Origin of the sequence: Sphingobacterium sp. UBA7249 (genome assembly GCF_002472835.1) — a bacterium.
GTDB lineage: Bacteria > Bacteroidota > Bacteroidia > Sphingobacteriales > Sphingobacteriaceae > Sphingobacterium > Sphingobacterium prati.
In genome coordinates this window covers 1-23,783 of record NZ_DKST01000031.1, presented here as the reverse complement: position 1 = coordinate 23,783, position 23,783 = coordinate 1, and the positions used below count along the sequence as shown (strand labels likewise).

Annotated in this window: 22 protein-coding genes; 15 read left to right on the top strand and 7 right to left on the bottom strand. The window is 38.3% G+C overall.

Annotation, left to right across the window (positions count from 1 at the left end; genetic code table 11):
• Positions 1–76 precede the first annotated feature (76 nt).
• The gene (locus B4A24_RS23475; protein WP_293947357.1) at positions 77–2,488 is read right to left on the bottom strand and encodes an alpha-ketoacid dehydrogenase subunit alpha/beta; all 2,412 of its coding nucleotides are present in this window, start codon (positions 2,486–2,488) and stop codon (positions 77–79) included.
• A 269-nt stretch (positions 2,489–2,757) separates the two neighbouring features.
• Between B4A24_RS23475 and B4A24_RS23470 the strand changes: the two genes are divergently transcribed.
• The 3 genes from B4A24_RS23470 to B4A24_RS23460 are packed head-to-tail and all read left to right on the top strand — an operon-like array spanning position 2,758 to position 5,237.
• Entirely contained in the window at positions 2,758–3,948 is a 1,191-nt protein-coding gene (locus B4A24_RS23470; protein WP_293947356.1) for a DEAD/DEAH box helicase, read from the top strand.
• Between the two features lie 52 nt (positions 3,949–4,000).
• Complete coding sequence (locus B4A24_RS23465; RefSeq protein WP_293947355.1) at positions 4,001–4,747, top strand: hypothetical protein; 747 nt, start codon at positions 4,001–4,003, stop codon at positions 4,745–4,747.
• Positions 4,748–4,781: 34 nt separating this feature from the next.
• A complete protein-coding gene (locus tag B4A24_RS23460; RefSeq protein ID WP_293947354.1) occupies positions 4,782–5,237 on the top strand; it encodes an NUDIX domain-containing protein in 456 nt (151 codons plus the stop codon).
• Positions 5,238–5,672: 435 nt separating this feature from the next.
• Here B4A24_RS23460 and B4A24_RS23455 read toward each other — a convergent pair whose 3' ends face one another.
• On the bottom strand, positions 5,673–6,446 hold the full coding sequence (locus tag B4A24_RS23455) for a class I SAM-dependent methyltransferase (protein ID WP_293947353.1): 774 nt from the start codon (positions 6,444–6,446) through the stop codon (positions 5,673–5,675).
• Between the two features lie 138 nt (positions 6,447–6,584).
• Here B4A24_RS23455 and B4A24_RS23450 point away from each other — a divergent pair, with 138 nt between their 5' ends.
• Both B4A24_RS23450 and B4A24_RS23445 read left to right on the top strand, forming a co-directional pair.
• Positions 6,585–7,466, top strand: coding sequence for a LysR family transcriptional regulator (locus tag B4A24_RS23450; RefSeq protein ID WP_293947352.1), 882 nt, complete (start codon positions 6,585–6,587; stop codon positions 7,464–7,466).
• A 35-nt stretch (positions 7,467–7,501) separates the two neighbouring features.
• Positions 7,502–8,647 carry a serine hydrolase domain-containing protein gene (locus B4A24_RS23445; RefSeq protein WP_293947351.1) on the top strand — a complete coding sequence of 382 codons (1,146 nt, stop codon included), beginning with the start codon at positions 7,502–7,504 and terminating at the stop codon, positions 8,645–8,647.
• Positions 8,648–8,711: 64 nt separating this feature from the next.
• On the opposite strand, the gene B4A24_RS23440 is transcribed toward B4A24_RS23445, so the two are convergent.
• A complete protein-coding gene (locus B4A24_RS23440; RefSeq protein ID WP_172395848.1) occupies positions 8,712–9,236 on the bottom strand; it encodes a glutathione peroxidase in 525 nt (174 codons plus the stop codon).
• A gap of 12 nt (positions 9,237–9,248) precedes the next feature.
• Positions 9,249–10,115: an N-acetylglucosamine kinase gene (locus B4A24_RS23435; RefSeq protein ID WP_293947350.1), complete on the bottom strand. Its 867-nt coding sequence runs from the start codon at positions 10,113–10,115 to the stop codon at positions 9,249–9,251.
• Between the two features lie 255 nt (positions 10,116–10,370).
• On the opposite strand from B4A24_RS23435, the gene B4A24_RS23430 reads away from it, so the two are divergent.
• On the top strand, positions 10,371–12,116 hold the full coding sequence (locus B4A24_RS23430; RefSeq protein WP_293947349.1) for a M61 family metallopeptidase: 1,746 nt from the start codon (positions 10,371–10,373) through the stop codon (positions 12,114–12,116).
• A 92-nt stretch (positions 12,117–12,208) separates the two neighbouring features.
• Here the strand turns inward: B4A24_RS23430 and B4A24_RS23425 are convergent, their stop codons facing one another.
• Positions 12,209–12,709, bottom strand: a complete 501-nt coding sequence (locus B4A24_RS23425) for a hypothetical protein (RefSeq protein ID WP_293947348.1) — start codon at positions 12,707–12,709, stop codon at positions 12,209–12,211.
• Positions 12,710–12,876: 167 nt separating this feature from the next.
• Between B4A24_RS23425 and B4A24_RS23420 the strand changes: the two genes are divergently transcribed.
• The gene (locus tag B4A24_RS23420) at positions 12,877–14,643 is read left to right on the top strand and encodes an AMP-dependent synthetase/ligase (protein ID WP_293947347.1); all 1,767 of its coding nucleotides are present in this window, start codon (positions 12,877–12,879) and stop codon (positions 14,641–14,643) included.
• A 35-nt stretch (positions 14,644–14,678) separates the two neighbouring features.
• Positions 14,679–15,680: a YihY/virulence factor BrkB family protein gene (locus tag B4A24_RS23415; protein ID WP_293947346.1), complete on the top strand. Its 1,002-nt coding sequence runs from the start codon at positions 14,679–14,681 to the stop codon at positions 15,678–15,680.
• A 2-nt stretch (positions 15,681–15,682) separates the two neighbouring features.
• On the opposite strand, the gene B4A24_RS23410 is transcribed toward B4A24_RS23415, so the two are convergent.
• Positions 15,683–16,372, bottom strand: coding sequence for a hypothetical protein (locus B4A24_RS23410; RefSeq protein WP_288812411.1), 690 nt, complete (start codon positions 16,370–16,372; stop codon positions 15,683–15,685).
• A 66-nt stretch (positions 16,373–16,438) separates the two neighbouring features.
• Positions 16,439–17,050 carry a WbqC family protein gene (locus B4A24_RS23405; protein WP_293947345.1) on the bottom strand — a complete coding sequence of 204 codons (612 nt, stop codon included), beginning with the start codon at positions 17,048–17,050 and terminating at the stop codon, positions 16,439–16,441.
• 88 nt (positions 17,051–17,138) lie between these two features.
• Here B4A24_RS23405 and B4A24_RS23400 point away from each other — a divergent pair, with 88 nt between their 5' ends.
• From B4A24_RS23400 to rplI, 7 genes are all read left to right on the top strand, one after another.
• A complete protein-coding gene (locus B4A24_RS23400; protein ID WP_293947344.1) occupies positions 17,139–18,005 on the top strand; it encodes a lysophospholipid acyltransferase family protein in 867 nt (288 codons plus the stop codon).
• Positions 18,002–19,033: a glycosyltransferase family 2 protein gene (locus B4A24_RS23395; RefSeq protein WP_293947343.1), complete on the top strand. Its 1,032-nt coding sequence runs from the start codon at positions 18,002–18,004 to the stop codon at positions 19,031–19,033. Before B4A24_RS23400 ends, B4A24_RS23395 begins: the two co-directional genes overlap by 4 nt.
• Positions 19,034–19,152: 119 nt before the next feature.
• Entirely contained in the window at positions 19,153–21,177 is a 2,025-nt protein-coding gene (gene ligA / locus B4A24_RS23390) for an NAD-dependent DNA ligase LigA (protein WP_293947342.1), read from the top strand.
• Between the two features lie 36 nt (positions 21,178–21,213).
• A complete protein-coding gene (gene dapA / locus B4A24_RS23385; protein WP_293947341.1) occupies positions 21,214–22,092 on the top strand; it encodes a 4-hydroxy-tetrahydrodipicolinate synthase in 879 nt (292 codons plus the stop codon).
• A 147-nt stretch (positions 22,093–22,239) separates the two neighbouring features.
• The gene (gene rpsF / locus B4A24_RS23380) at positions 22,240–22,608 is read left to right on the top strand and encodes a 30S ribosomal protein S6 (RefSeq protein WP_293947340.1); all 369 of its coding nucleotides are present in this window, start codon (positions 22,240–22,242) and stop codon (positions 22,606–22,608) included.
• A complete protein-coding gene (gene rpsR, locus B4A24_RS23375; RefSeq protein ID WP_028071347.1) occupies positions 22,608–22,871 on the top strand; it encodes a 30S ribosomal protein S18 in 264 nt (87 codons plus the stop codon). Before rpsF ends, rpsR begins: the two co-directional genes overlap by 1 nt.
• A gap of 15 nt (positions 22,872–22,886) precedes the next feature.
• Positions 22,887–23,330, top strand: a complete 444-nt coding sequence (gene rplI / locus B4A24_RS23370; RefSeq protein ID WP_172395828.1) for a 50S ribosomal protein L9 — start codon at positions 22,887–22,889, stop codon at positions 23,328–23,330.
• Positions 23,331–23,783: the final 453 nt, after the last annotated feature.

The window sequence follows — 23,783 nt, the reverse complement described above, 5'->3', positions numbered from 1 at the left end:
TTGAAGGTGGGAAAAATTAGAAGCTATCACTCTTGACGAGCACAATTAAAGAAATCACATCCGGAGAAATATCCATCTANNTAGATGGATATTTCTCCGGATTAGCTTCATGCATGATTGCATAAACAGATTCTACAACATCATCTGAGGATGGTTTGGAAAAATAATCTCCATCCGAACCATAGGGTGGACGATGCGCTTTTGCTGTCAATGTCCGGGGCTGGCTATCAAGCAAATAATAACCGTTTTGTTTTTCAAGTATTTCTTGTAATATGAATGCGGAAGCGCCTCCTGGTACATCCTCGTCTACAATCAGCAACTTATTCGTTTTTTTCAAGGACTCGGCACAAAGCTGCCCCTTATCAAACGGTTGTAAGGTCTGTGCATCAATAATTTCAATAAATATCCCCAAACGCTCCAATTCGACCGCTGCTTCTTCAACAACGCGTAAAGTTGATCCATAGGAAACTACCGTAATATCCTGCCCTTCTTTAATACATTCTGCATAACCAATTGGCACTGTAAATTCGCCCACATTCTCAGGCAAGCGCTCTTTGAGGCGATAGCCATTTAGACATTCGACAACAATAGCGGGTTCATCTGAACGGAAAAGTGTATTATACATCCCTGCGGCTTGTGTCATATTACGTGGTACGCAGATATGTAGTCCTCTTAATGAGCCCAATAACACAGACATAGGGGATCCAGAATGCCATATCCCTTCCAGACGGTGCCCGCGGGTACGGATAATCACTGGTGCTTTTTGCCCTGCAAACGTACGATAACTTAAACTTGCTAGATCATCACTGGCAACGGTGATGCCGTAAATCAAATAGTCTAAGTATTGGATTTCAGCGATCGGTCGCAAACCACGAATAGCCAATCCTATACCTTTACCGATGATCGAATTTTCGCGGATACCAGTATCAAATACACGATGGGCACCGAGCTTATCTTGTAAACCAGCAAATCCCTGATTGACATCCCCTATCTTTCCAACGTCTTCTCCGAATGCCAATAGGCGTTCATCCCGTTGAAAATTTTCCTCAAAACAGAGATTCAATACTTCTCGACCGTCTACTATTTTGGAATCTTCTTTATAAATCGGCCCTACTGCTGGCACATTATAGGGAGAATCAATGCCATCCGTAAATAATTTTGAATTGTACCGCTTCTCGTTGACGTCCTGTTTAACTTTATACCAATTTAAAAGTTCCTGGCGGCCTTCTATATGTTTCCCTTTCAACTCATGCAATACCTTCCGGACTTGTCCGTATACCTCTTTCAAGGAAGGTTCTACCATCGACTGCAGTTTTTTTGCTGCAAAGTCTGCTTTTTCATTCGGAATTCGTAACAATAAATCTATTGCTTCTTTTGCTTCGATCCCTAGCGTCTTGATATAATCTGCCCATGCTCGTTTTTGTTCTTGACGAACAAAGTCTTTGGTTTCGCGATCAAGCTGATCTAACTCTTCATCTGTAGCAATACCCGAACTTTGCATCCATTCTTTCATCTTCGCGATACAATCGAAATCTACCTCCCATTGAAGGCGCTCCTGAGATTTATAACGCTCATGGGATCCCGAGGATGAGTGCCCCTGTGGTTGTGTCAATTCGGTCACATGGATCAGACATGGAACATGTTTTTCTCTTGCAATATTTGCAGCCTGTTCGTATGTCTCACACAATCCTGCATAATCCCAGCCTCTGACCTTAAAAATTTCAATTCCATTTGTCAGCTGCTCCTTTTGGAAACCTTTCAGTATTTCAGAAATATCACCTTTTGTGGTCTGGGTCTCGTTAGAAACAGAAATGCCGTATCCATCATCCCAAATCGAAATAATTGCTGGAACCTGATGCACGCCTACAGCATTGACCACTTCAAAGAATACTCCCTCTGATGTTGCAGCGTTTCCGATCGTACAAAAAACAACTTCATTTCCTTTATCTGAGAAATAGGATAAATAATCCAAATTTCTATTTTGTTTATATAATTTAGATGCCAGTCCTAGGCCCAATACCCGCGCCATCTGTCCACCTGTTGTGGATATATCCGAAAAGGAGTTCTTCTGAACGGTCTGATCAAGCCAACTCCCCTGGTCATCCAAAACCCGTGTAGAGAAATGACAGTTCATTTGTCTACCAGCAGAAGAAGGGTCCGCTTCAACATCGGGGTGTGCATACAATTGAGAGAAAAAACGATAGACATCACTGATGCCAGAAGCAAATATAAATGTTTGGTCACGGTAATATCCCGACCGCCAATCTCCATTTCTGAAGACTTTAGCCATCGCAATTTGTGCCAATTCTTTTCCATCGCCAAAAATACCAAACTTCGCCTTACCGGTAAGCACTTCTTTACGTCCCAATAAACTCACGTAACGACTCTCCAAGGCAGTTCGATAATCATTCACAATAATCTTTTTGAACTCGTCAAAGCTCAAAGTGGAAATAGATTCATTGTTTTGGTCAAATGCAGTATCAAGCATATTCTTTTTTGTTTCAACAAATTTAACAAAAATATTATTCTATATAATTGGTGTTTGTCAAATAAATTGACAATCAATAGTTCGGATTTGAAATACAATATTCTAATTTCTCAAATTAGTACTTTTTGATAAAAATTCCTAATTTTTGCGGATTTTTAATTATTATAGCCGGAGATTAACATATAACGTTATAAAATTATAGTTCTGTAAACTGTCTGACGTTAGCTATAGGATCCTGACAGATCTCCATTTTAATTTAATTTTTTATTGTGAACTTTTCATCCCTACAACTCAACAAGCATCTTGCTTCCAATCTTGAAAAACAAAAGCTAAATACGCTTACTGCTGTCCAAGAACTAGCAATTCCTGCTGTATTAGATGGCAAAGATTGCTTAGCTATTGCACCTACGGGAACCGGAAAAACGGAAGCTTTTGCTATTCCCCTTGTGCAACGGTTATTGGAAAAAGAGAAAAACGAACACCCTTCCATCCTCGTTCTACTTCCGACACGTGAGCTATGTATCCAAACAAAAAATAGAATTGTTAAATTGATCGAAGGGACCGACATTAGCGTCGCTTGCTTTTATGGTGGTGGAACCTACGAAAGCCAGCTCGCAGCCTACCCTAGCGCTCAGCTAATTCTGGCAACTCCGGGCAGGCTCCTTGACTTTCTGGAACGGCAAGTTATTGATCTGAAAGCGATAGACACCTTAGTTATTGATGAATTTGATCAATTACTCGACTTGGGATTCGAAATGGAAATCAATAAAATTCTGCATATGCTCCCAGCGAAGAAGCAGTCTATTTTTGTCTCAGCGACGCGCACAACAGAAATGGATAGAATAATCCACAAACGGCTTAACAATCCAATAGAGATCGTAGTAAAAGATCATTTAATAAAAGGAAAAATAAGTGAATATGTATTGTATGTTGATAAAAATGACAAAAAAAATCTTATTCGATACCTCCTTGAAAACAGGATTAAATCACAGGCTATTATCTTCACACGAACAGTACATGCTGTAGAACGAATCGAAACAGACCTGAATCGAAATGGCATTCCGGCTCTCGCGCTATATGGCGACAAGTCACAACAACAACGGGAAGATATTGTCAACAAATTTAGAAACAAAGAAAATAGGGTATTGATTGCAACAGATTTACTGGCAAGAGGTATAGATTTCCCAAATCTGGAAGCGATTATTAATTATGAAGTGCCCGATTCCCCGGAATTATATACGCATCGGATCGGAAGAACGGGGCGTTCCGATACGGACGGTACCGCCTTTACACTGTGTGATGCCGAGGATAATGAAAAATGGATCAAGCTACAGCTATCCTTAAATAAACAGATTCAGATTGACGATCAACACCCTTTTTTATTGAGCTGGGAAAAAATGCTGTCTAGCAGTCAGCACAACAACCGAAAAGGGCAATCAAAATCAAGAAAACGTCGTTAAATTATAATTATTCTTTTACTTTTACCTGCAATTAACAAAATCACAGTCCAAAATGAGTACAATACATTTATTTGACGATAGTAATAACGCGAATGACAACCGGTTAGGAGATCTTGAAAAAACCATCATCATTAATAACCTAATGGAAGTTCCTTTTGCGGAGCGGGACGAAGTATGGCGCGATACCTTCTTAAGCAACATAGCGGAGTGTACCTTAAAGCTTGCGGAAACCGAAGTTGTGATCGGTCCCGACGGATTTCCTTATTTTCAGTTGGAAAGTGTGCCCAAAGACCAAAATTTTCAAGCGTTTGTTATCAAAAATCGTTTAAAAGACTTTGTATTACCTAAAGGTTTTGGTATTGCCATCAATACGCAAAATGAAAATCCTGATTGGATCTTTACATATGGCGATTTAGTCAATTATTTTTTGAATGAAGAGTTTTACACGGACGAGAGCATCTTTTCACAAAAAAATGAACAAACTACAATTGGTAAAGACGAAGAAATATTAGTGGGTCAACCATCGGAAATCATCCTACCACAGCATGTCCGCACGCAACTCCGTGAATTTTTGGATTATTATGGCGTAAAGAATGCAAAAATTATGCTGATCGCACGTAATTATAAAGACGAGGAAAAAGTGTCTCAAGATTTGGTATTTAATATTGTCGCTAACCAATTTAGGACAGAAAAAGAATTCACAAATATCATGGAAGCAATCGGCTGGTTCTTGCCAAGACATTATTCCTATATCGGATTGGATGAGTTTGCTATTGAGAATGGCTTCATGCCGCTATAAAGAAAAATTTCATTTATATAACTACAGAATAATAATGTTTCCATTTAACGTAAGAGTGTACGGAATATTGATTAACGAAAAGCAGGAAGTGTTGATCAGTGACGAAAGAACGGAAAATGTTTCATTTACCAAATTTCCGGGCGGAGGACTAGAGTACGGAGAAGGTCTATTGGAGGCTCTAATTAGAGAATATCAAGAAGAATGCGCATTTGATATCACCGTTGTTAAGCATATTTACACAACTGATTTTTACGAAAAATCGAGCTTCAACGATAGTCAGATTATATCAATTTACTATCAGGTCAAAAACACGTCAGCCATTCAGATCCGAACGACCTCCAAGGCTTTCGACTTTGATCTGGATCAGAAAGCTGAAGATAATAAGCGTCAATCTTTCCGATGGGTCTCGTTGCATACACTATCGATAGAAGATCTAACTTTTAAAACAGATCAAGTTGCTTGGACAGAATTTTTGAAAACAATCAAATGATAATAATTTTTTAATTTTCGTCAATTTTATTTGTATTTAAAAAATAAACACATATCTTTACGTAAACCAATGGAAATACTTTGTTTTTTTGAAGTATTGACCTTAATAATTACATTTTATTATTTTTTTGATATCTCGCCAAGACGAGATAAGTGAAAGGGAAAGTGATATCAAACAGACATTGGTTTATTGAATTTGTAAATTCCTAGTCCTATAGGTTTTTTAATAGTTAGTGTGATTTTATGGCGATACTCCCCGTATCGCCTTATTTTTTGTCTTTTTATTCATCATTTTGCACGGCTTACTTTATTAATCTACTTATTCTCTTTTATATGAGTATTGGTATCGACACTTGCAGCTTGACTTTTTTTCACCCAAAAAAAGCTTCTCCAGCTCAGCTTTGACTGCCATCATCAAGGAGAATAGCTATGATTCCTATTTGAAAGCAACAAAAGAGGCAAAACATAAATTTTTATGCAATACATCGATATCTCTAAATCCGACTTTTGCCAATAAGTCAAGCTGATAAACCAACGGCCTTGGCGTGTCTTCATGTTCGATATAGGCAAAAACATGATCGCGATACGTTTCGTTTTGCAAGTTGGTTAAATATGCTCCATATTTTTCCCGATAGATCAATTGTTGGAGCGGAGCACTATTTTGTTCGATTAAATCGAAAATCCATACACTTCCTCCGTTTTTGAGTAGTCTAAAAAGCTTGCGGAATGCATTCTCCCAATCCTGATCGTCTCGCAAATGGTGTAAAACCGCTGTAGCAATGATGACGTCAAATTTCCCCTCGGAAAGATTAGCTTCCCGAAAATCTCCTTTGATCTGATGCACTACCCCATTTGTAAGTGCCCCAACACGTGCTTTAGCTCGATCTAACATAGGCCAACTCAGATCAACCAGGGTTATTGCTGGATTGGTACTGACTTTCTGCAGCAACTTCACGTCGTAATTACCTGCACCGCAACCGATATCCAACACTTGTTCGAGATTCGGATAAAGAGATGAAATTGCATCTGTTATGAGTTCCATATTCCATACAGCATCCAAGGTTGTCGCCTGACCTGTGTCTAAGTTAGAGAAACGTTCGACATCCTTGTCAAATCGCGTTTCAATTTCCTGTAATGTTGCCTTATTCATAGCTAAATAGTTATTTTTTGAGCGCAAATGCTCGGTTTGTTTTTGATGAATACATAGCATATCCGGGTTGTTTTGAAAAACACCTCAGGCTTTCCTGATAGGATATTATATATAAATTTTTAATTATTTAAAGGTAGGATTAACTCGAATTCATTAAAAATATTTATTTTGTCATCGATTCATACCAAAAAAGTATTAATGGAAATCCGACATCTTATATATTTCAAAACAGTAGCCGAAGAGCTTCACTTCGGAAGGGCCGCCGAGCGTTTATTTATGTCCCAACCCCCCTTAAGTAGACAAATTAAAGACCTTGAAGATGAGCTAGGTGTCATTCTTTTCTTTCGAACGAACAAAAGAGTGGAACTTACTGAAGCCGGCAAATATTTTCTGGAAGAGGTCGTCGAAATACTCCAAAATTTGGAACACAGCAAAACGATCACCAAACAGATTCATAATAATATTTCAGGAGAATTTAAATTAGGCTACATCAGTTCTACCCCCAAACAAATGTTGGCGACGGTATTAAAACAGATTCAGCAAAAGTTCCCCTATCTTAGGGTTAGTTTGTTTGAAACATCCACACAAAAACAAAAAGCCGCTTTAGAAAACGGGAAATTAGATCTCGGAATTATGCGCGCACCGATATACGCGAGCGAACTCCTTATCACTCCCCTGTTTGAAGACCCCATGGTCATTGCTGGATCCACAGCAGTAGACTTTAAGGATATCAATTTTTTTAACGAAAATTTCATTTCCTTCAATCAAAAATATGCTTCTGAATACCATCGCTTGACCATCAATACCTGTAACCGCATGGGATTTGAGCCCAAGATTGTGCACCAGAGTAACTCAATGTCTTCCATACTCGAACTGGTATCACAGGGATTAGGACTGGCTGTTGTCCCGGCATCTACGATAAAACAATACCCTCATCTGAAATTAAAGATTATGAAACTGGACGATATAGATAGCAAAACTGAAGTCGTTCTGGTTTCCAATATAAAAAGCAAGAACAGTGCTCTCGGAGAATTTATACAATGTATTCAAAAAGAATACCTTAAATTTAATAAAGCATAATAACTTAACCGAACTACCTTATCTAGATTCAGTCAATGAAAAAGATCATCATTTCCCTTCTGCAATTAACGCTATTGCTTCCCGTACTATTGTTCGGACAGCAGTCTTCAGCAATTGATCAACGATTACAAGCAATTATGCAACGCTATCAAGCGGTAGGATTGAGTGTTGTACTTGTCAAAAATAACCAGATTGACTTTCATAAGAACTATGGGTACAAAAACATAAAAGACAAAACCCCGTTGCAGGACAACGATGTTTTCCGGATCGCTTCTATATCGAAGTCGTTTACCGCCACCTCATTTATGCAGCTCTTAAAGCAAGGCAGCTGTTCTTTAGACGATGATTTTGGCGACCTGATTGGTTTTCCGGTTAGAAACCCAAACTATCCTGAAATAAAAATTACCCTGCGGATGATACTTTCCCATACTTCAAGCATTAATGATAAAAACGGTTATTTTAATCTTGATGTGATCAATCCGTCCAAAAATCCGAACTGGAAAAACTCATACAATAGTTATACACCGGGCAGTCAATATCAATATTGTAATCTAAATTTTAATATGGCAGGAGCAGTCCTAGAAAAATTGACGCACATGCGTTTTGACAACTATATTTTCAAAAACATCCTACAACCATTACATCTTTATGGAGGCTATTGTGTGGACTCGCTAGATCATTCGAAATTAGTTCCCCTGTATTCTTTCGACGAAAACGGTAATTTTATGGAAGAAGCAAACGCTTATACTCCAAGGCGCGATGAACTTGCTACTTATCATTTGGGGTCTAGCACCCCTATACTCTCGCCCACTGGGGGGATGAAAATATCAGCGCTTGACCTAGCCAAATATATGCTCATGCATATGAACTATGGCAAGCGTGGCACAAAAAAAATAATAGATAAAAAGTATGCAAAGATCATGCAAACAGCTGTTAACCAAGAATCAGGCTATGGTCTTGCGATCATGAACAACAGCAAGATTATTCCCGGTGTCACATTAACAGGGCATACAGGGTCAGCATATGGTTTATACAGTGCCATGTTTTTCAATCCAGCAAAAAAATATGGATTCGTAGTGATCACCAATGGCTGTAATATCCCAGATAATGAGGATTTTAACCCGCTGCTCAAAGACTGTATCCGGGCCTTATATGATTATTCTCGAACGCCTGGCACATGAGATATAAAAATACCCCCAAAAAGTCTCTAATTTTTTGGGGGTATAAAATTGCTTAGCTCTTGATTTATTTTTTCTTCTCAACCCAGTTTACAATTGCTGGATCCAATGGATTGGTTGCTGAGCGAAAACGATGGGCCAATTTGCCATCTTCATCTATCAAAAACTTTTCAAAGTTCCATTTGATATCACCGGTAAAATCCGGATTATCTTGTGTAGTCAGATATTTAAATAAAGGCGAAATCTCGTCCCCCTTGACGTCAATTTTTTCTGCCATTAAAAAATCCACACCATAATTCTGCTCACAGAACTCCTGAATCTCGGTATTCGACCCCGGCTCCTGTTGTCCAAAATTATTTGCCGGAAAACCAATGATGACCAATTTATCACCGAAAGTCTTATGTAACTCTTCCAAGTCCTTATACTGTTTCGTAAAACCGCATTTAGAAGCTGTATTCACAATCAGTATCTTTTTACCTTTGAAATCAGACATTTTCACTTCCTGTCCATCCAATGTCTTAAAGGTGAAATTATAAATTTCGGGATTGCCAAATAGCATTGACATATACACCATAATAGTCGCTATAATCATATTTATCTATATTTAAAGACTCAACAATGAGTTACTCTCTCTTTCCAATACTGCATTGAACAATTCGTTAATCGGTGATTTTAAGATTGTTCCCACCTTAATCTGATGCGTTTCGCACACTTCACGTAATAATAGATCGAAACTGTAGGCAATTGAACCAACAAAGTGGCACTCGTACTGATTGTAATCAGCGTAAGTCAAAATAGACGCCTGAACAAACTCTTCAAAACCACCTTTTACCAGGTCAATGATAAATGGATGGGTAATATTATCAGACATAAATGGCGCAAAAGATGCTAAAAAAGCGTTTGGCCGTTCTTTCTGATAAACGTTTTTTATAACTATCTCCTTATTTATACGGTATTTGACAGCAAACTTCTCATTCAAATCTTTAGGCATCCGCCCGTATAGAAATAAACGCAGCAGTTTTTTACCAAAGTAAGCACCGGAACCTTCGTCACCCAAAACATACCCATTACCATTATGCGAAGTCATTAGCTCCTCCCCATCGAAAAAGCTCAGATCTGATCCTGTCCCCAATGTAGCTACATAGCCTTTTTTATTACCACAGGTTGCTAAAGCACAGCCGAAAAGATCATTCTCAACAGCGATATAGGCATTTTCAAATAAAGGAGTCAATGCGTTTGAAACCATTTCACGGCGATCAGGGGTAATACAACCCGCTCCAAAAAAATAAAGCTCTGTAACCTCGTCTGCATAGGGTATTATTTCTGGTATTTCTTTAATAACCCGCGTGATTTCTTTTTCATTAACGAAAAAAGGATTAAGTCCATTTGTACTGAAGGAAATAGGTGCACTATCTGGCAATTCCAATTTCCAATCTGACTTTGACGAGCCACTATCAACAACTAAGATCATACAAATTCCTGATTATTTTCCCTTATAAACTAGTGTATCAAATATACAAAAATTACGTCCAAACTGAAACGGCGATTCTTAAAGAAAATACGTATCTTGGATTCCTTATGTAATATCTTACAATCCAATGATTTTTTTTTATTCAATCAAGATAGGAGGATTTAATGAACTATTAAAGAACCAACAATACATTTTTTGTTTGATTTAAGCATAAGATACTTTTAATTTTGTAAGCGCATACTAAAATCATCTTTCATGGATAGTGACCATTTAAATATACCCACAATAAACTTTGAGGTATCATTTCCAGAAGTACAAGCTCATTACATCAACGTAAAAATGAGCATTAAAAAACTAAATCAACCCTATGTTGATCTAAAGATGCCAGTTTGGTCGCCAGGCTCCTATCTAATTCGCGAATATGCAAAACATGTAGAGCGATTTAAACCTGTCGACACCAATGGAATCCCGATTACTTTCCGCAAAATTTCAAAAAACACCTGGCGCGTTACAACAGACGCATTGGACCAAATAGATATTTGCTATGCTGTATATGGTTTTGAGGTCTCGGTTCGTACAAACTTTTTTGACAGTGACCATGCATTCATTGTTCCAACAGCGACCTTCCTCTATATGGATGATTATATCAACATTCCTTCCAGTATCACTATCGTACCAAAAGAGGCATGGAAAAATATATCAACTGGACTGGAACAACTGACACAACATACGTTTCATGCACCAAATTTCGATGTTTTATACGATAGCCCGATTGAGGTAGGAAACCATGATAGCTGGAAGTTTCAAGCTGCCGGAGTAGAACACGAGTGTGCCATGGTAGGCGGGGGATCGTACGATAAAGAGCGTCTTACAAAGGACATTACACGTATTGTGGAAGAAGAAACCCGTATTTGGGGATCAAATCCCAACAAACGTTATGTCATCATCACCCACAATTATCAATCCGGTGGTGGCGGTCTTGAACATCTCAATTCCACTGTCCTAGGAGCAGCAAGAAACGCTTATCGAAATGAAAACAGCTACAAAACATATCTTAGCCTCGTCGCCCATGAATATTTCCATTTATGGAATGTAAAGCGATTGCGTCCCAAAGCATTGGGGCCATTTGACTATGATACCGAAAACTATACCACTGGTTTATGGATCATGGAGGGTTTCACCTCTTATTATGACAATTTAATCATTAAACGATGTGGATTCTACGACGAGAAGGAATACCTTGCATTGTTGGCAAATGATTTCAATATTGTGCTAAATCGCCCAGGACATGAGATACAGTCTGCGGCGGCCGCTAGCTTTGATACCTGGATTAAATATTATAGACCCGATGAAAATGCCATTAATTCATCCATTTCCTATTATAACAAAGGGGCAATGCTTACAGCCTTATTGGATATCAAGATAATAGCGGCCACAGATGGCAAGATAAAATTGGATGATATCATCCGTGCGGCTTACGAAGAGTTTTTCCTAAAACTCGATCGTGGATTTGAAGAAAACGAGTTCCAGAGTCTTGCGGAACGTATCGCAGACACTTCGCTGCAGGATATATTCCAAGCTGCTCACGAGGATGGCGAACTCGATTACAACGCTTATTTTAATTTGGTGGGATACGAAATTGTGGACACCAACAAAGATAATGATACATTAACCTTGGGCTTCACGACCAACAAAACAGATGGCTTAATCAGCGTTGCAACTGTTGAAAAAGGAACTGGCGCATATGATGCTGGCCTAAATGTCAGAGATGAGCTAATTGCGATCAACAACATCAGACTCGACTTAAAGGACAAAGAGATCGATTTCGTCACGCAACATGCTGCTGAAGGAGACATGTTGAATTTCCTCGTCGCAAGAGATGGGCTCATCCGGGAAATACCAGTCCAAATTAGAAGAAATAATAAAAAAATCTATGAGATCCGCCAACTGAAGGATCAAACATTCTTACAGGAACTGTTGGGAAAAATTTGGATGGCATAAATTGAATAAATACAGACTATTGCACAGTAAATATGATCATATTTATCGCTTAAACAGAAAGAGCAGAACTATAGTTCTGCTCTTTCTGCAATTTAGAATTTATATCTTACCGAAAATCCTATCGGATCGAATATTTTGATGCTCGACTCATTCAAAAAGTCAAAATAGGGTTTTACATCCAATGAAATCTGAAATGGGGCCTGCGGGATATTATATTCAATTCCCAAAATACCATCTATACTTAAATTAAGATGCGAATCAAATGAATGACGTTGACCATCTATAATTTTATCTTTTTCTTTATAAGACCCGATACTTCCACCAAAGCCATAGTACCAATTTAAACCCGCTGTTAAAGGTTTGTAAATCTCATACAATCCAACGACACGAAATCGACGGAAATCGGAATTGCTTTGAATACTCATTATACCTTCCAAGGCATGATTCGAATTAAGGGTATGACGATAAGTAATTCCTTGAGCAGAACCAAACCGCCCACCAATAGCACCTCTATTATCCAACTGAGCTACAGCTTTATTGGATAGCGCACCAAACATCAGCATTCCACCGACAGCCAAAAATATTTTCTTCATAAAAATTGTATGCGTTATATTCTCCTTTTATATTATCAAAAGTAATAATTACAGCTATAACGACACAATGTTTAATTTGTTATGACATTAATCCCAATATCTCCAACTTTATTCTGATATTTTTTTTATATTTAAGTCAATAGTGGTAACCAATAAACTCAAGTGATATGGGCAGAATTTTTGACTTTATAACCTTATATAAAGAAAAATACGCAAAGGACATTATGGTGGCCGGGAGAGATTCTAGTGGCAACTGGAAAACTTACTCCACCAAAGAGTATACAGAGGCAATCGACACCTTGAGTAGGGCACTCCTCAAACTGGATCTTAAGAAGGGCGATCGTGTGGGGATAATGTCCGGTAACAGACCAGAATGGAATTTGGTTGATTTTGCCTGCAACCAAATAGGACTTGCAACTGTCCCGCTCTATCCGACCTTATCCGCTCAAGATCTGTCATTCATTGTCAACGATTCGGACGTCAAAGTATTATTTGTAAGCAGCAAGGAATTGACGGACCGGATCGAGCAAGCGATTAGGGAACATGGCATACAACCGCGTGTGTATACCTTCGACCGGATTGAACACCACATTACATTGGCCGACTTAATTGCTAGCGCAACAGAAGACACGACCGATCTATCATCCCATCGCGATAATGTCAATGAAGAAGATCTTTTGACCTTGATTTATACCTCCGGTACCACTGGTCGTCCTAAAGGCGTTTACTTATCGCATAAAAATGTCTATAGCAATGTCACGGCCTGTAATTATTTGATACGGGAGGATTTCAAGACTGCACTTAGTTTTCTTCCACTATGCCATATTTTTGAACGTATGGTCGTGTACATGTACTATTCAAAAGGTATCAAAATTTACTTTTCAGAAAACTTAGACAATGTGGTTGCAGATATCAATGATGTAAAACCAGATGTCTTTACCACGGTACCACGTGTACTTGAAAAGGTTTATGACAAGATTATTGAAAAAGGTAAAGCGCTAACTGGGATTAAAAAGAGGCTATTCTTCTGGGCAGTAGATTTAGGGTTAAAATTCCAGGAGCCCGAAAAAAACGGTGTATTCTATAACTTTAAGCTGGGTATCGCTCGCAAACTGATCTTTTCCAAATGGCAAGAGGCATTAGGGGGGAATATTAAAATTATCGTTTCTGGTGGAGCAGCTCTTCAAGAGCGCCTGGCGCGTATTTTTTGGGCTGCTGACCTGAAAGTGCTTGAAGGTTACGGTTTGACCGAAACATCCCCAGTGATCGCCGTAAACTCTTATTTACCAAATGGACTGAAGTTTGGCACAGTCGGAAAACCCCTTAAAAACCTTGACGTAAAAATTGCGTCAGATGGTGAGATCCTTGTAAAGGGACCAAGTATCACAACGGGATATTACAAAAACGAGGAAGCGACTAGAGATGCTTTTGATGGGGATGGTTTTTTTAAAACTGGTGACATTGGAGAAATTACTTCGGATGGTTTCTTAAAGATCACAGATCGAAAAAAAGAGATGTTTAAAACTGCTGGCGGAAAATACATAGCGCCACAGTCCATTGAAAATAAATTGATGGAATCTACTTTGATTGGTCAGGTGATGGTAATCGGTGAAAATCGCAAGTTTCCGAGCGCATTAATTGTACCTGCCTTTGATGTCCTTTCGAAATGGGCTATTCAGAAAGGAATATCAGTGAATTCAAACGAAGAAATCATTCAAAACTCCGAAGTCATTCAAAAATATCAGGAGGAAATAAATCGCTTATCAGCTAACTTTGGCCATTGGGAAGTTATCAAGAAATTTATTCTTCTTCCAAAAGAATGGACGATTAGTGAAGGTCAATTGACGCCCAAATTAAGTTTAAAACGAAAAATCATTTTAAAAGAGAATGAAGTTGCCATCGACAGATTGTATATCGATCAGCATCAGGAGTAACAATTTGCACGATTATTGGAGCGGATAATCTTATTATGAAGCACGTAACACTAAAGGATCTATTTACATTCGCATACTGGAAAAATATTTGGCAAGTCATGATTGACGCCTTCAATGGTTTCAATGACGACAAATGCATGAAGAAAAGTGCATCCCTGGCCTATTACACGATCTTCTCGATAGGCCCGTTGCTTATGATTGTCATTTGGTGTATCGGTTTCTTTTATGGTGAACACCTTCAAAGCGGTTCCTCTGCCCAGGATGAGGTGCTCGGAGAAGTCATGGTCCTTTTTGGGCAAGATGTGACCACCCAAATTCAATCTTATCTTCAGAAAATTACTTTTGAAAATAAATCCAACATGGGTATTACAATCGGTATCGTCACACTGGTTCTTTCCTCGACGACTTTGTTTGTCGATATCCAAGATTCCATCAACAACATCTGGAGAGTCAAGCCCAAACCTAAGAAAGGATGGTTAAAATTGATCATCAATAGACTAATTTCCTTTTCCATCATTCTTGCTTTAGGCTTTTTGTTAATTGCTTCGTTAATGATAAATGGAGTTATCGTCGCAGTAACCAATTTAGTCATGACCTATTTCCCCATCATACCAATTGCCCTGATATCTTGGGTAAATACAGGTATCACATTTTCCATTATCGTTATTCTTTTCGGATTTATCTTTTCGTTTTTACCTGATGCCAAGGTAAAATTGCGTGATATACTAGGTGGTGCTATTTTCACCGGCCTCCTTTTTATGTTGGGGCGCTACGGCATATCGCTTTACCTTAGTCTTTCTGCTACAGCTAGTTTTTACGGAGCTGCGGGATCTATTATCGTGATGTTGCTATGGATCTATTATTCAGCTGCAATACTTTACTTTGGCGCAGAGTTCACTAAATTTTATGCCATTAAATTTGGGTCAGGTATCGTTCCATCTGCGTTTGCTGTCGCGATTGAACAAACTGAAAAAGTAAAGAAAATGGGCCCGGACGCAGAAGCACATATAGGAGACACGATCCAAGTATTAAAATAAGACTATGGTCTTTTATCCTTTTTCCCGCTAATAGATCCATCTATACCAATTACATCAATCACTTTATCACCAATCTGTGTGATATCTGATTTTAGTCCAATCATCACCGTAAAAATATTGACTGGTGTATCCTGTATCTTTCTAAAATTGTGCAGGTAACCTAACTCCAAGCCAAGGAAAAAGCCATTGAATTTATAGTCCGCTCCTGCACCGAGTTTACTTGAGAGGTTAAAATGATTTTTATTTTCCATTTTAACTACTTTCTCATCGATCATAACAGTGGCACGCGGTTCACTGGTTAATCCTACTCCCGGACCAATGAAACCGTAGACATTTAATCGCCGCATCTGTTTTCGCAAACCACCCGAAAATGCCAATGTATAGAAATTCGTATTCGCATCTTCAATGCGATAGGCAAAATTCGGATCAGGCAGACGCTGTTTGTATTTGAATGACAATGTATACAGGGTCGGGGATACAAAAAACATGGAATTTTTAAGGGAAATATCCAAGCCAATACTACCCGAAAATTTGGGAGATAATATATCTTTGGTTTTACCTATCGGGAACCCCATTCCAGTTGTCCCCCAATAGTAAACTTTCCGATAATGTATCGTGTCTACCCCACCTTGAGCATACGTGTTAATGCTAAACAGAGAAAGAAGAATGACAGCAAGAAAAAATCTTTTCATTTATAAGCGTTTAATACTGAATAAGAACAATATTAAACGCATAATGTTCAAGGAATTTAAAATATTCTAAAGATAGCTTTTGGATTGCGGACCTTGATTAAATAATAAGTCGATGATGCTCAAATCCGGATAAAAACCGTTTTTATCCAAAAAAACCTGATAATATTCTTTCGGAGCCAGCAATACACTTTCCTTTTTCGGATGTATCGCCTCCCTATAATCAATTAAAGAAGAACCACTTACAGCATATCCCTCTGTAAAAGAAAGTGTTCTTTTTAGCTTAATGGATTTTAATATAAGTTCCAACTGCGCGACATTAAAGTCAAGCAGATAATCAAACTTTTCATGATAAAAGCGACTAAAATCATCTTCGTAATATTCAAAATACGCAGAGCTTCTGTAGGCTGTCTGAATACTTAACCAATGCAAGCGTTGCCAGTCAAATTCGTAACTTATCCGGATATCCTTCATTGGAACCCGATCCTTGTTGCCGTGTTGGATCGGAACGATTAAATCCTGTACTCCGTTTGCAGAAGCAATTCGTGCTCGTGTACGATAGCTCTGCTTTTGAAAATGTTCATATTTTTCGATGACAACAGGGAGATTATTTTCCTGTATGGTATGAAAATACGATATCGGCGGAAGATAACATGCTGGAAGTAATAACTGCGATTCCATAAAAACTGATGATTTTTGTTATAAGTGACGCAAAAATAACTTAAATTAAGGATATTTGTAAAATACTACTGGGAATTTTAGCTATAGCATGAAACAAAAAGCGTTAAACGCATTAATCTATATTATCTCTCTTCTCCCCTATTGGTTTCTATATTTGATTTCCGATGGGCTGTATTATATTCTTTATTACATCATTGGATATAGAAAGAATATTGTATTTCAAAATTTAGCGAATGCTTTTCCTGAAAAGAACGAGGCAGAACGACTAGCAATCGCAAAGAAATTCTATCGTTTTTTTCCAGACCTACTTGTGGAATCCATCAAATTAAAGACGATTACAGCGAACGAAGTCAAAAAGAAGATGACTTTGGATAATGAGGAAGAATTAACGCGTCATCTTGATGCTGGAAAAAATGTCATTGGTGTCACTTCTCATTATGCCAACTGGGAACTGGGAATTCACCGTTTGAGTTTGATTACTAATTTCCCGACATTGATTGTTTATAAGCCGTTAAATAACAAAGATATTGACACTGTATACAATACGATGCGAAGTCGCTTTGGGGCTGAAATGGTTCCGATGAAACAAATTCTCAGGCATATTGTAAAATTGAAAGGACAGCCTAATGTTAGCATACTGGTAGCCGATCAAACGCCGCTGTATTCTGATTCTGATTATTTTATCAATTGGTTGAATCAAGAAACACTGGTTTACACCGGAGCCGAACGCTTATCAAGAATAAGCAAAGCTCCTATCGTATATTGTCATATTGGACGGAAGAAAAAAAGGGGGCAATATTCTTGTCAGTTTTTTACGTTGGTAGAAGACCCTTCGGAATTTGCCGAACATGAAATAACCGATTTGCACAATAGATTTGCAGAACAAATGATTCGTAAAAACCCCGAATATTGGCTTTGGTCACATAATCGCTGGAAAAGGAAACGCAGAAAATGAGTAAATTACCAAAAGTAGCTGTTGTTATATTAAACTGGAATGGCCGTTTCTTCCTGGAGAAATTCCTGCCTTCCGTGTACAACAGTTCTTATCCAAATATTGAGTTTGTCATCGGTGACAATGCGTCGGATGATGATTCTGTACTATTTGTCAAACAATACTACCCTACCATTACTATCCTTGAAAACGACAGGAATTATGGTTTCGCTGGTGGCTATAACAAAGTCTTGGAACGCGTGGATGCAGATTATTACGTTTTGTTGAATTCCGATGTAGAAGTATCGCAAAACTGGATAGAGCCCGTCGTTAGTTACATGGAAAGCAATCCGATTATCGCTGCTGCACAACCCAAGATCCTTTCCTATCATAACAAAGACAACTTTGAACATGCCGGCGCAGCTGGTGGCTATATCGACTATTTTGGTTTCCCATTCTGTAGAGGAAGAATTTTGCATGAAGTAGAAGAAGATCATGGTCAATACAATCAGGAATCCGAGATTTTCTGGGCTTCCGGAGCAGCACTTTTTATCCGGGAAAAAGCATGGAAACAAGCAAATGGTCTAGACGAAGATTTCTTTGCCCATATGGAAGAGATCGACCTATGTTGGCGCTTGAAAAAGATGGGCTATGCGATAGGTTATTGTCCAACATCGGTTGTTTATCACGTCGGTGGAGGCACGCTAAATGCTAGCAATCCTAAGAAGACTTATCTGAATTTCAGGAATAATCTGGTAATGCTACAAAAGAATCTGCCTTTGGGACGGGCCATTTGGATAATTTTTCTACGCTTTTGGTTCGATTTTGCTGCGCTGATGAAATTTCTAATTGATCGCAAGCCGAAAGATGCATGGGCGATCAGTCGCGCGCATCAGTATTTCTTCCTAAATATTTTTAAAAATGCTAGAAAACGAAAGAAATACACGGCTACAGAAAATCAGAAAGGACAATACGACAACTCCATCATTATTGATTTCTACACAAATAATAAACATAAATTTTCGCAATTGAACCCTAAGGATTTCAAATAAGGCCGTTAAGTCCCGAAGTATAAAGTGCACAAAAACGCATATTGAAAATAAGGTACTCTACATAAGAAGATTCTTTATTAATTTTATTTAAACGTACTTTTTATTTGTAATTTTGCAACATGTTGACGATGGATATTGAAAAAAAAATAAAAGACTTAACAGCAGAACTCAATCATTACAACTATCAATACTATGTATTGGCAGATAGTCTTATTTCAGATTATGACTTCGATCTCAAGCTAAAGGAACTCGAAGCACTGGAACGTCAATATCCAGAGTTTGCCGATCCTAACTCACCTACACAACGTGTAGGAGGAGACATTACCTCCAAATTCAAAACTGAGAAACACCGTTGGCCCATGCTTTCCTTGGGCAATACCTATAGTCAAAATGAACTATTTGACTTTGATCAACGAATCCGCAAGATCATTGGCGATCAGTTTGAGTATGTGTGTGAATTAAAATTCGACGGTCTTTCCATTAGCCTAACTTATGAAAATGGACTGCTCAAAAAAGCAGTTACCCGTGGGGATGGAACTCAAGGTGATGTGGTCACAAATAATATCAAAACGATTCGCTCCATTCCGATTAGACTCAAAGAGGGCGACTATCCTAGCCAGTTTGAAATCCGGGGCGAGATATTTATGCACAAATCTGCGTTCCTTCGCCTGAATAAAGAGCGTGAAGAGAATGCGGAACAAACTTATGCCAACCCGCGCAATTTTGCTTCGGGCACAATAAAACTTCAGGATTCCGCAGAGGTGGCCAAAAGACCCTTGGACTGCTTTCTATACTTCCTATATTGTGACAATAGAACAAATTTATTTCACGATCATTGGAACAGTTTAGCACATGTGAAACGCTGGGGTTTCCATGTCTGTGAACATACAAAAAAGTGTGGTTCACTGGCAGATGTTTTTGAATTCATTGACTATTGGGATACCGAAAGACACAATCTTGGATACGAAATCGACGGCATCGTAATCAAAGTAAATGATTATGCTCAACAGGAAGATTTAGGTTTTACGGCAAAGAACCCAAGATGGGCTATATCCTACAAGTTTAAAGCAGAACGCGTTGAGACTACACTCAATACCATTAGCTATCAAGTCGGTCGTACTGGAGCAGTTACCCCCGTGGCAAATCTCCAACCGGTATTATTGGCCGGCACCACAGTCAAACGCGCCTCATTGCATAATGCCAATGAAATTGCACGTCTGGATCTACACCAGGGAGATACCGTCTATGTAGAAAAAGGAGGCGAAATTATTCCTAAAATTATTGGCGTAAACCTCGAAAAAAGGTTACCCGATACTGTAGCCTTTATCTATCCGCATAGCTGTCCGGAATGTGGAACAACACTCATTAGGGAAGAAGGCGAAGCCGTTCATTACTGCCCCAATGAAACAGGCTGTTCACCACAGATCGTCGGTAAAATGCAGCATTTTATTGGCCGTAAAATGATGGATATTGAGGGTATGGGTGATGAAACAGTAGAAACTTTCTTCAAAAAAGGACTGTTGCACAATATTGTGGACATCTATGGTCTAAAAGATCATCAAGAAGACTTGCAGCAACTAGAGCGCTTTGGGCAAAAGTCCATAGACAATATGCTTGCTGGCATTGAAAAATCAAAAGAAAAGCCTTTCGAGAAAGTGTTATTTTCTTTGGGCATACGTCATGTTGGCGAAACTACCGCAAAGAAGTTAGCACAGCACTTTAAAAATATAGATGCCCTTGCTCAAGCTTCTACCGAAGAAATCGAGGGAGTTCAAGATATCGGACGTCGTATTGCTGAAAGCGTTAGAGAATATTTGGACAACCCCATCCACCAGCAACAGCTCATTAGTTTAAGAAATTATGGCTTAAAGTTGGAAATTGAGGAAAGGGAAATTATTCTGGCCAGTGAAAATCTCAGTGGCAAAACTTTCTTGATTTCAGGTGTATTTGCAGATTATTCCAGGGAGCAACTCGCAGAGCTAATCGAGAGCAATGGTGGAAAGATGCTTTCCTCCATTTCCGCAAAATTGAATTATCTCGTTGCGGGAGACAAAATGGGACCTTCTAAACTTGCTAAGGCGGAGAAACTGGGTATCCCAATGATCAATGAAAGAGATCTGTTAGACCTTATTCATTCCAAATAGGATTTTTAATTAAATATATATAAATACAAAAACAAGATGAACGAGCTTCACGGCGCAGGAGTAGCATTGGTCACTCCTTTCAACTCAGATGAATCTGTTGATTTCGAGGCATTAGGTCAACTAATTGACTTGCAAATTAACGAGGGTATGGATTATTTGGTTTCTTTAGGTACAACTGGAGAAGTTGCCACATTGACTAAAGAAGAACGAAAGCGTATCTGGGATTTCACTGTCAAGCGCGTGAACGGTAGGCTCCCTCTGGTTGCTGGCATCGGTGGCAACAATACCGCAGAGATTGTAGAACAGATCAAAGCTTTCGATCCGACTGGTTTCTGTGCGATTTTATCCGTATCGCCTTATTACAACAAACCCACTCAGGAAGGAATTTACCAGCATTATAAGGCTATTGCGCAAGTTTCTCCTTTACCTATCATATTATATAATGTGCCGGGCCGTACGGGCAGCAACATGACCGCACAGACGACATTACGTCTGGCCAATGATTTTTCAAATATCGTAGCGATAAAAGAGGCTTCCGGAAATTTTGCCCAATTCAGTGAAATCTTACGGGATAAACCTGTAGATTTTCTATTGATCTCTGGTGATGACCCCGTTACCTTGCCTATGATGGCGCTCGGTGCTGCAGGTATTATTTCTGTAGTCGGAAATGCATTTCCAAAACGAGTGGCGACACTGGCAAAATTATGTAAGGAGGGAAAATATAACGAAGCGAGAGCCATACATAATGATTTACTCCAGATAACTGATCTTTGTTTTGTCGAAGGAAATCCTGCTGGTGTTAAATACATCCTTAAAAGATTAGGCATCGGCGGTGATATTTTACGCCTACCATTGGTGAGTGTAAGCGAAAAAACACAAATAGCAATCAAAGAAGAAATGAGCAAATTAAACTAAGTAGGTTAATTTGTGGCCACAAAAAAAGTTTAGATCTCCTTAAAGATCTAAACTTTTTTATTTTAAGGCGTTGCAATATAACAATATAATACCTACCTTTGCACTTCCACAAATGTGGAATTTTAAATAACAAAATTAATTAACAAAATGCAACAGTACGAATCTGTAATCGTTCTTACCCCGTTGCTTTCTGAAGATGCTGCGAAAGAAGTAATCGCAAAATTCAAAAACATCTTAGCAGAAGGCGGAGCCGAGATTGTCGCTGAAGACAATTGGGGTTTGAAAAAATTAGCGTATCCAATCCAGAAAAAAACTACTGGATTTTATCACTTAACTGAATTCAAGGCTCCAGGTGAATTAATCTACAAATTAGAGGTTGAATACAAACGTGATGAGCGCATTATGCGTTTCTTGACTGTAAGTTTAGACAAACATGCTAGAGCTTACAATGAGAAAAAACGTAGCGGTGCATTCAACAAAAAAGCTGAAACTAAAACTGAGGAGGGCGCAAACTAATGGCTAACGAAAATATCCAATACGTAACTGCTCCTAAAGTAGAGGACAACCGTAAAAAATACTGTCGTTTCAAAAAGAATGGTATCAAGTATATCGATTATAAAGATGCTAACTTCTTGATGAAATTTGTAAATGACCAAGGTAAAATCTTACCTCGTCGTTTAACTGGTACATCTTTGAAATTTCAACGTAAAGTAGCTCAAGCTGTTAAACGTGCTCGTCACATCGGTTTGTTACCTTACTTAGCTGATGCAATTAAATAAGGAGGACGATAGAAAATGGAAGTAATTTTAAAACAAGATATCAAAGGCTTAGGTGAGCAAAACGATATCGTTAATGTAAAACCAGGTTTCGGTCGTAACTACTTAATCCCTCAAGGATTTGCTATTCAAGCGACTGAATCTGCAAAGAAAGTTTTAGCTGAGAACATCAAACAAGCTCAGTTCAAACAAGATAAAATCAAAAAAGACGCGACTGAATTAGCAGGTAAATTGGAAGCTGTAAAACTTTCAATCGGTGCTAAAGCAGGTGAATCTGGTAAAATCTTTGGTAAAGTAAATAGCATCCAAATTGCTGATGCATTGAAAGCAAAAGGTTTTGATGTAGATCGTCGTCGTATTACATTCGAAGTTGAGCCTAAAGAAGTAGGTGAATACATTGCTAACTTAAACTTACACAAAGAAGTTAAAGTTCAAGTTCCTTTCGAAGTAGTTGCTGAATAATTTCTTATTATTTGGTACCAGATAAAAAAGCGGTTATCCTTTGGATAGCCGCTTTTATTTTTGCCCCTTACCTTACCTTACCTTACTCTAAAAACAAAAACTCGCGCTGCTGAGAACAACGCGAGGCATAATCTAGGGTATTTGAAAGGGAAAATCTTTATCTATATCAAAATATCAACAGAAAACTACATATAAAGCAATTAACACAAATAAACAATCGCTTTTATTCCGTTTTGATATTCAAAAGAAGTAAAAATTATTTGTTTTTCAAAATAAAATGATATTTTTTATCAAAAAAAGTATAAAAACAACAAAATAATTGAATAAAATAACACAAAACACAATAATATATAAATAAATCACATAAAATATAATTTTATCAGCAACAAACACAGTAAAAACAAATTAAAAACACGTAAACTAATATAAAAATCAAAAAAAAGACCTGAAATA

What these genes read in the sequence shown, in the direction of transcription:
- B4A24_RS23465 (WP_293947355.1), top strand. Translation starts at nt 4,001, where the DNA reads ATGAGTACAATACATTTATTTGACGATAGTAATAACGCGAATGACAAC.
- B4A24_RS23460 (WP_293947354.1), top strand. Translation starts at nt 4,782, where the DNA reads ATGTTTCCATTTAACGTAAGAGTGTACGGAATATTGATTAACGAAAAG.
- B4A24_RS23455 (WP_293947353.1), bottom strand. Translation starts at nt 6,446, where the DNA reads ATGCTATGTATTCATCAAAAACAAACCGAGCATTTGCGCTCAAAAAAT.
- B4A24_RS23450 (WP_293947352.1), top strand. Translation starts at nt 6,585, where the DNA reads ATGGAAATCCGACATCTTATATATTTCAAAACAGTAGCCGAAGAGCTT.
- B4A24_RS23445 (WP_293947351.1), top strand. Translation starts at nt 7,502, where the DNA reads ATGAAAAAGATCATCATTTCCCTTCTGCAATTAACGCTATTGCTTCCC.
- B4A24_RS23440 (WP_172395848.1), bottom strand. Translation starts at nt 9,236, where the DNA reads ATGATTATAGCGACTATTATGGTGTATATGTCAATGCTATTTGGCAAT.
- B4A24_RS23435 (WP_293947350.1), bottom strand. Translation starts at nt 10,115, where the DNA reads ATGATCTTAGTTGTTGATAGTGGCTCGTCAAAGTCAGATTGGAAATTG.
- B4A24_RS23430 (WP_293947349.1), top strand. Translation starts at nt 10,371, where the DNA reads ATGGATAGTGACCATTTAAATATACCCACAATAAACTTTGAGGTATCA.
- B4A24_RS23425 (WP_293947348.1), bottom strand. Translation starts at nt 12,709, where the DNA reads ATGAAGAAAATATTTTTGGCTGTCGGTGGAATGCTGATGTTTGGTGCG.
- B4A24_RS23420 (WP_293947347.1), top strand. Translation starts at nt 12,877, where the DNA reads ATGGGCAGAATTTTTGACTTTATAACCTTATATAAAGAAAAATACGCA.
- B4A24_RS23415 (WP_293947346.1), top strand. Translation starts at nt 14,679, where the DNA reads ATGAAGCACGTAACACTAAAGGATCTATTTACATTCGCATACTGGAAA.
- B4A24_RS23410 (WP_288812411.1), bottom strand. Translation starts at nt 16,372, where the DNA reads ATGAAAAGATTTTTTCTTGCTGTCATTCTTCTTTCTCTGTTTAGCATT.
- B4A24_RS23405 (WP_293947345.1), bottom strand. Translation starts at nt 17,050, where the DNA reads ATGGAATCGCAGTTATTACTTCCAGCATGTTATCTTCCGCCGATATCG.
- B4A24_RS23400 (WP_293947344.1), top strand. Translation starts at nt 17,139, where the DNA reads ATGAAACAAAAAGCGTTAAACGCATTAATCTATATTATCTCTCTTCTC.
- B4A24_RS23395 (WP_293947343.1), top strand. Translation starts at nt 18,002, where the DNA reads ATGAGTAAATTACCAAAAGTAGCTGTTGTTATATTAAACTGGAATGGC.
- ligA (WP_293947342.1), top strand. Translation starts at nt 19,153, where the DNA reads ATGTTGACGATGGATATTGAAAAAAAAATAAAAGACTTAACAGCAGAA.
- dapA (WP_293947341.1), top strand. Translation starts at nt 21,214, where the DNA reads ATGAACGAGCTTCACGGCGCAGGAGTAGCATTGGTCACTCCTTTCAAC.
- rpsF (WP_293947340.1), top strand. Translation starts at nt 22,240, where the DNA reads ATGCAACAGTACGAATCTGTAATCGTTCTTACCCCGTTGCTTTCTGAA.
- rpsR (WP_028071347.1), top strand. Translation starts at nt 22,608, where the DNA reads ATGGCTAACGAAAATATCCAATACGTAACTGCTCCTAAAGTAGAGGAC.
- rplI (WP_172395828.1), top strand. Translation starts at nt 22,887, where the DNA reads ATGGAAGTAATTTTAAAACAAGATATCAAAGGCTTAGGTGAGCAAAAC.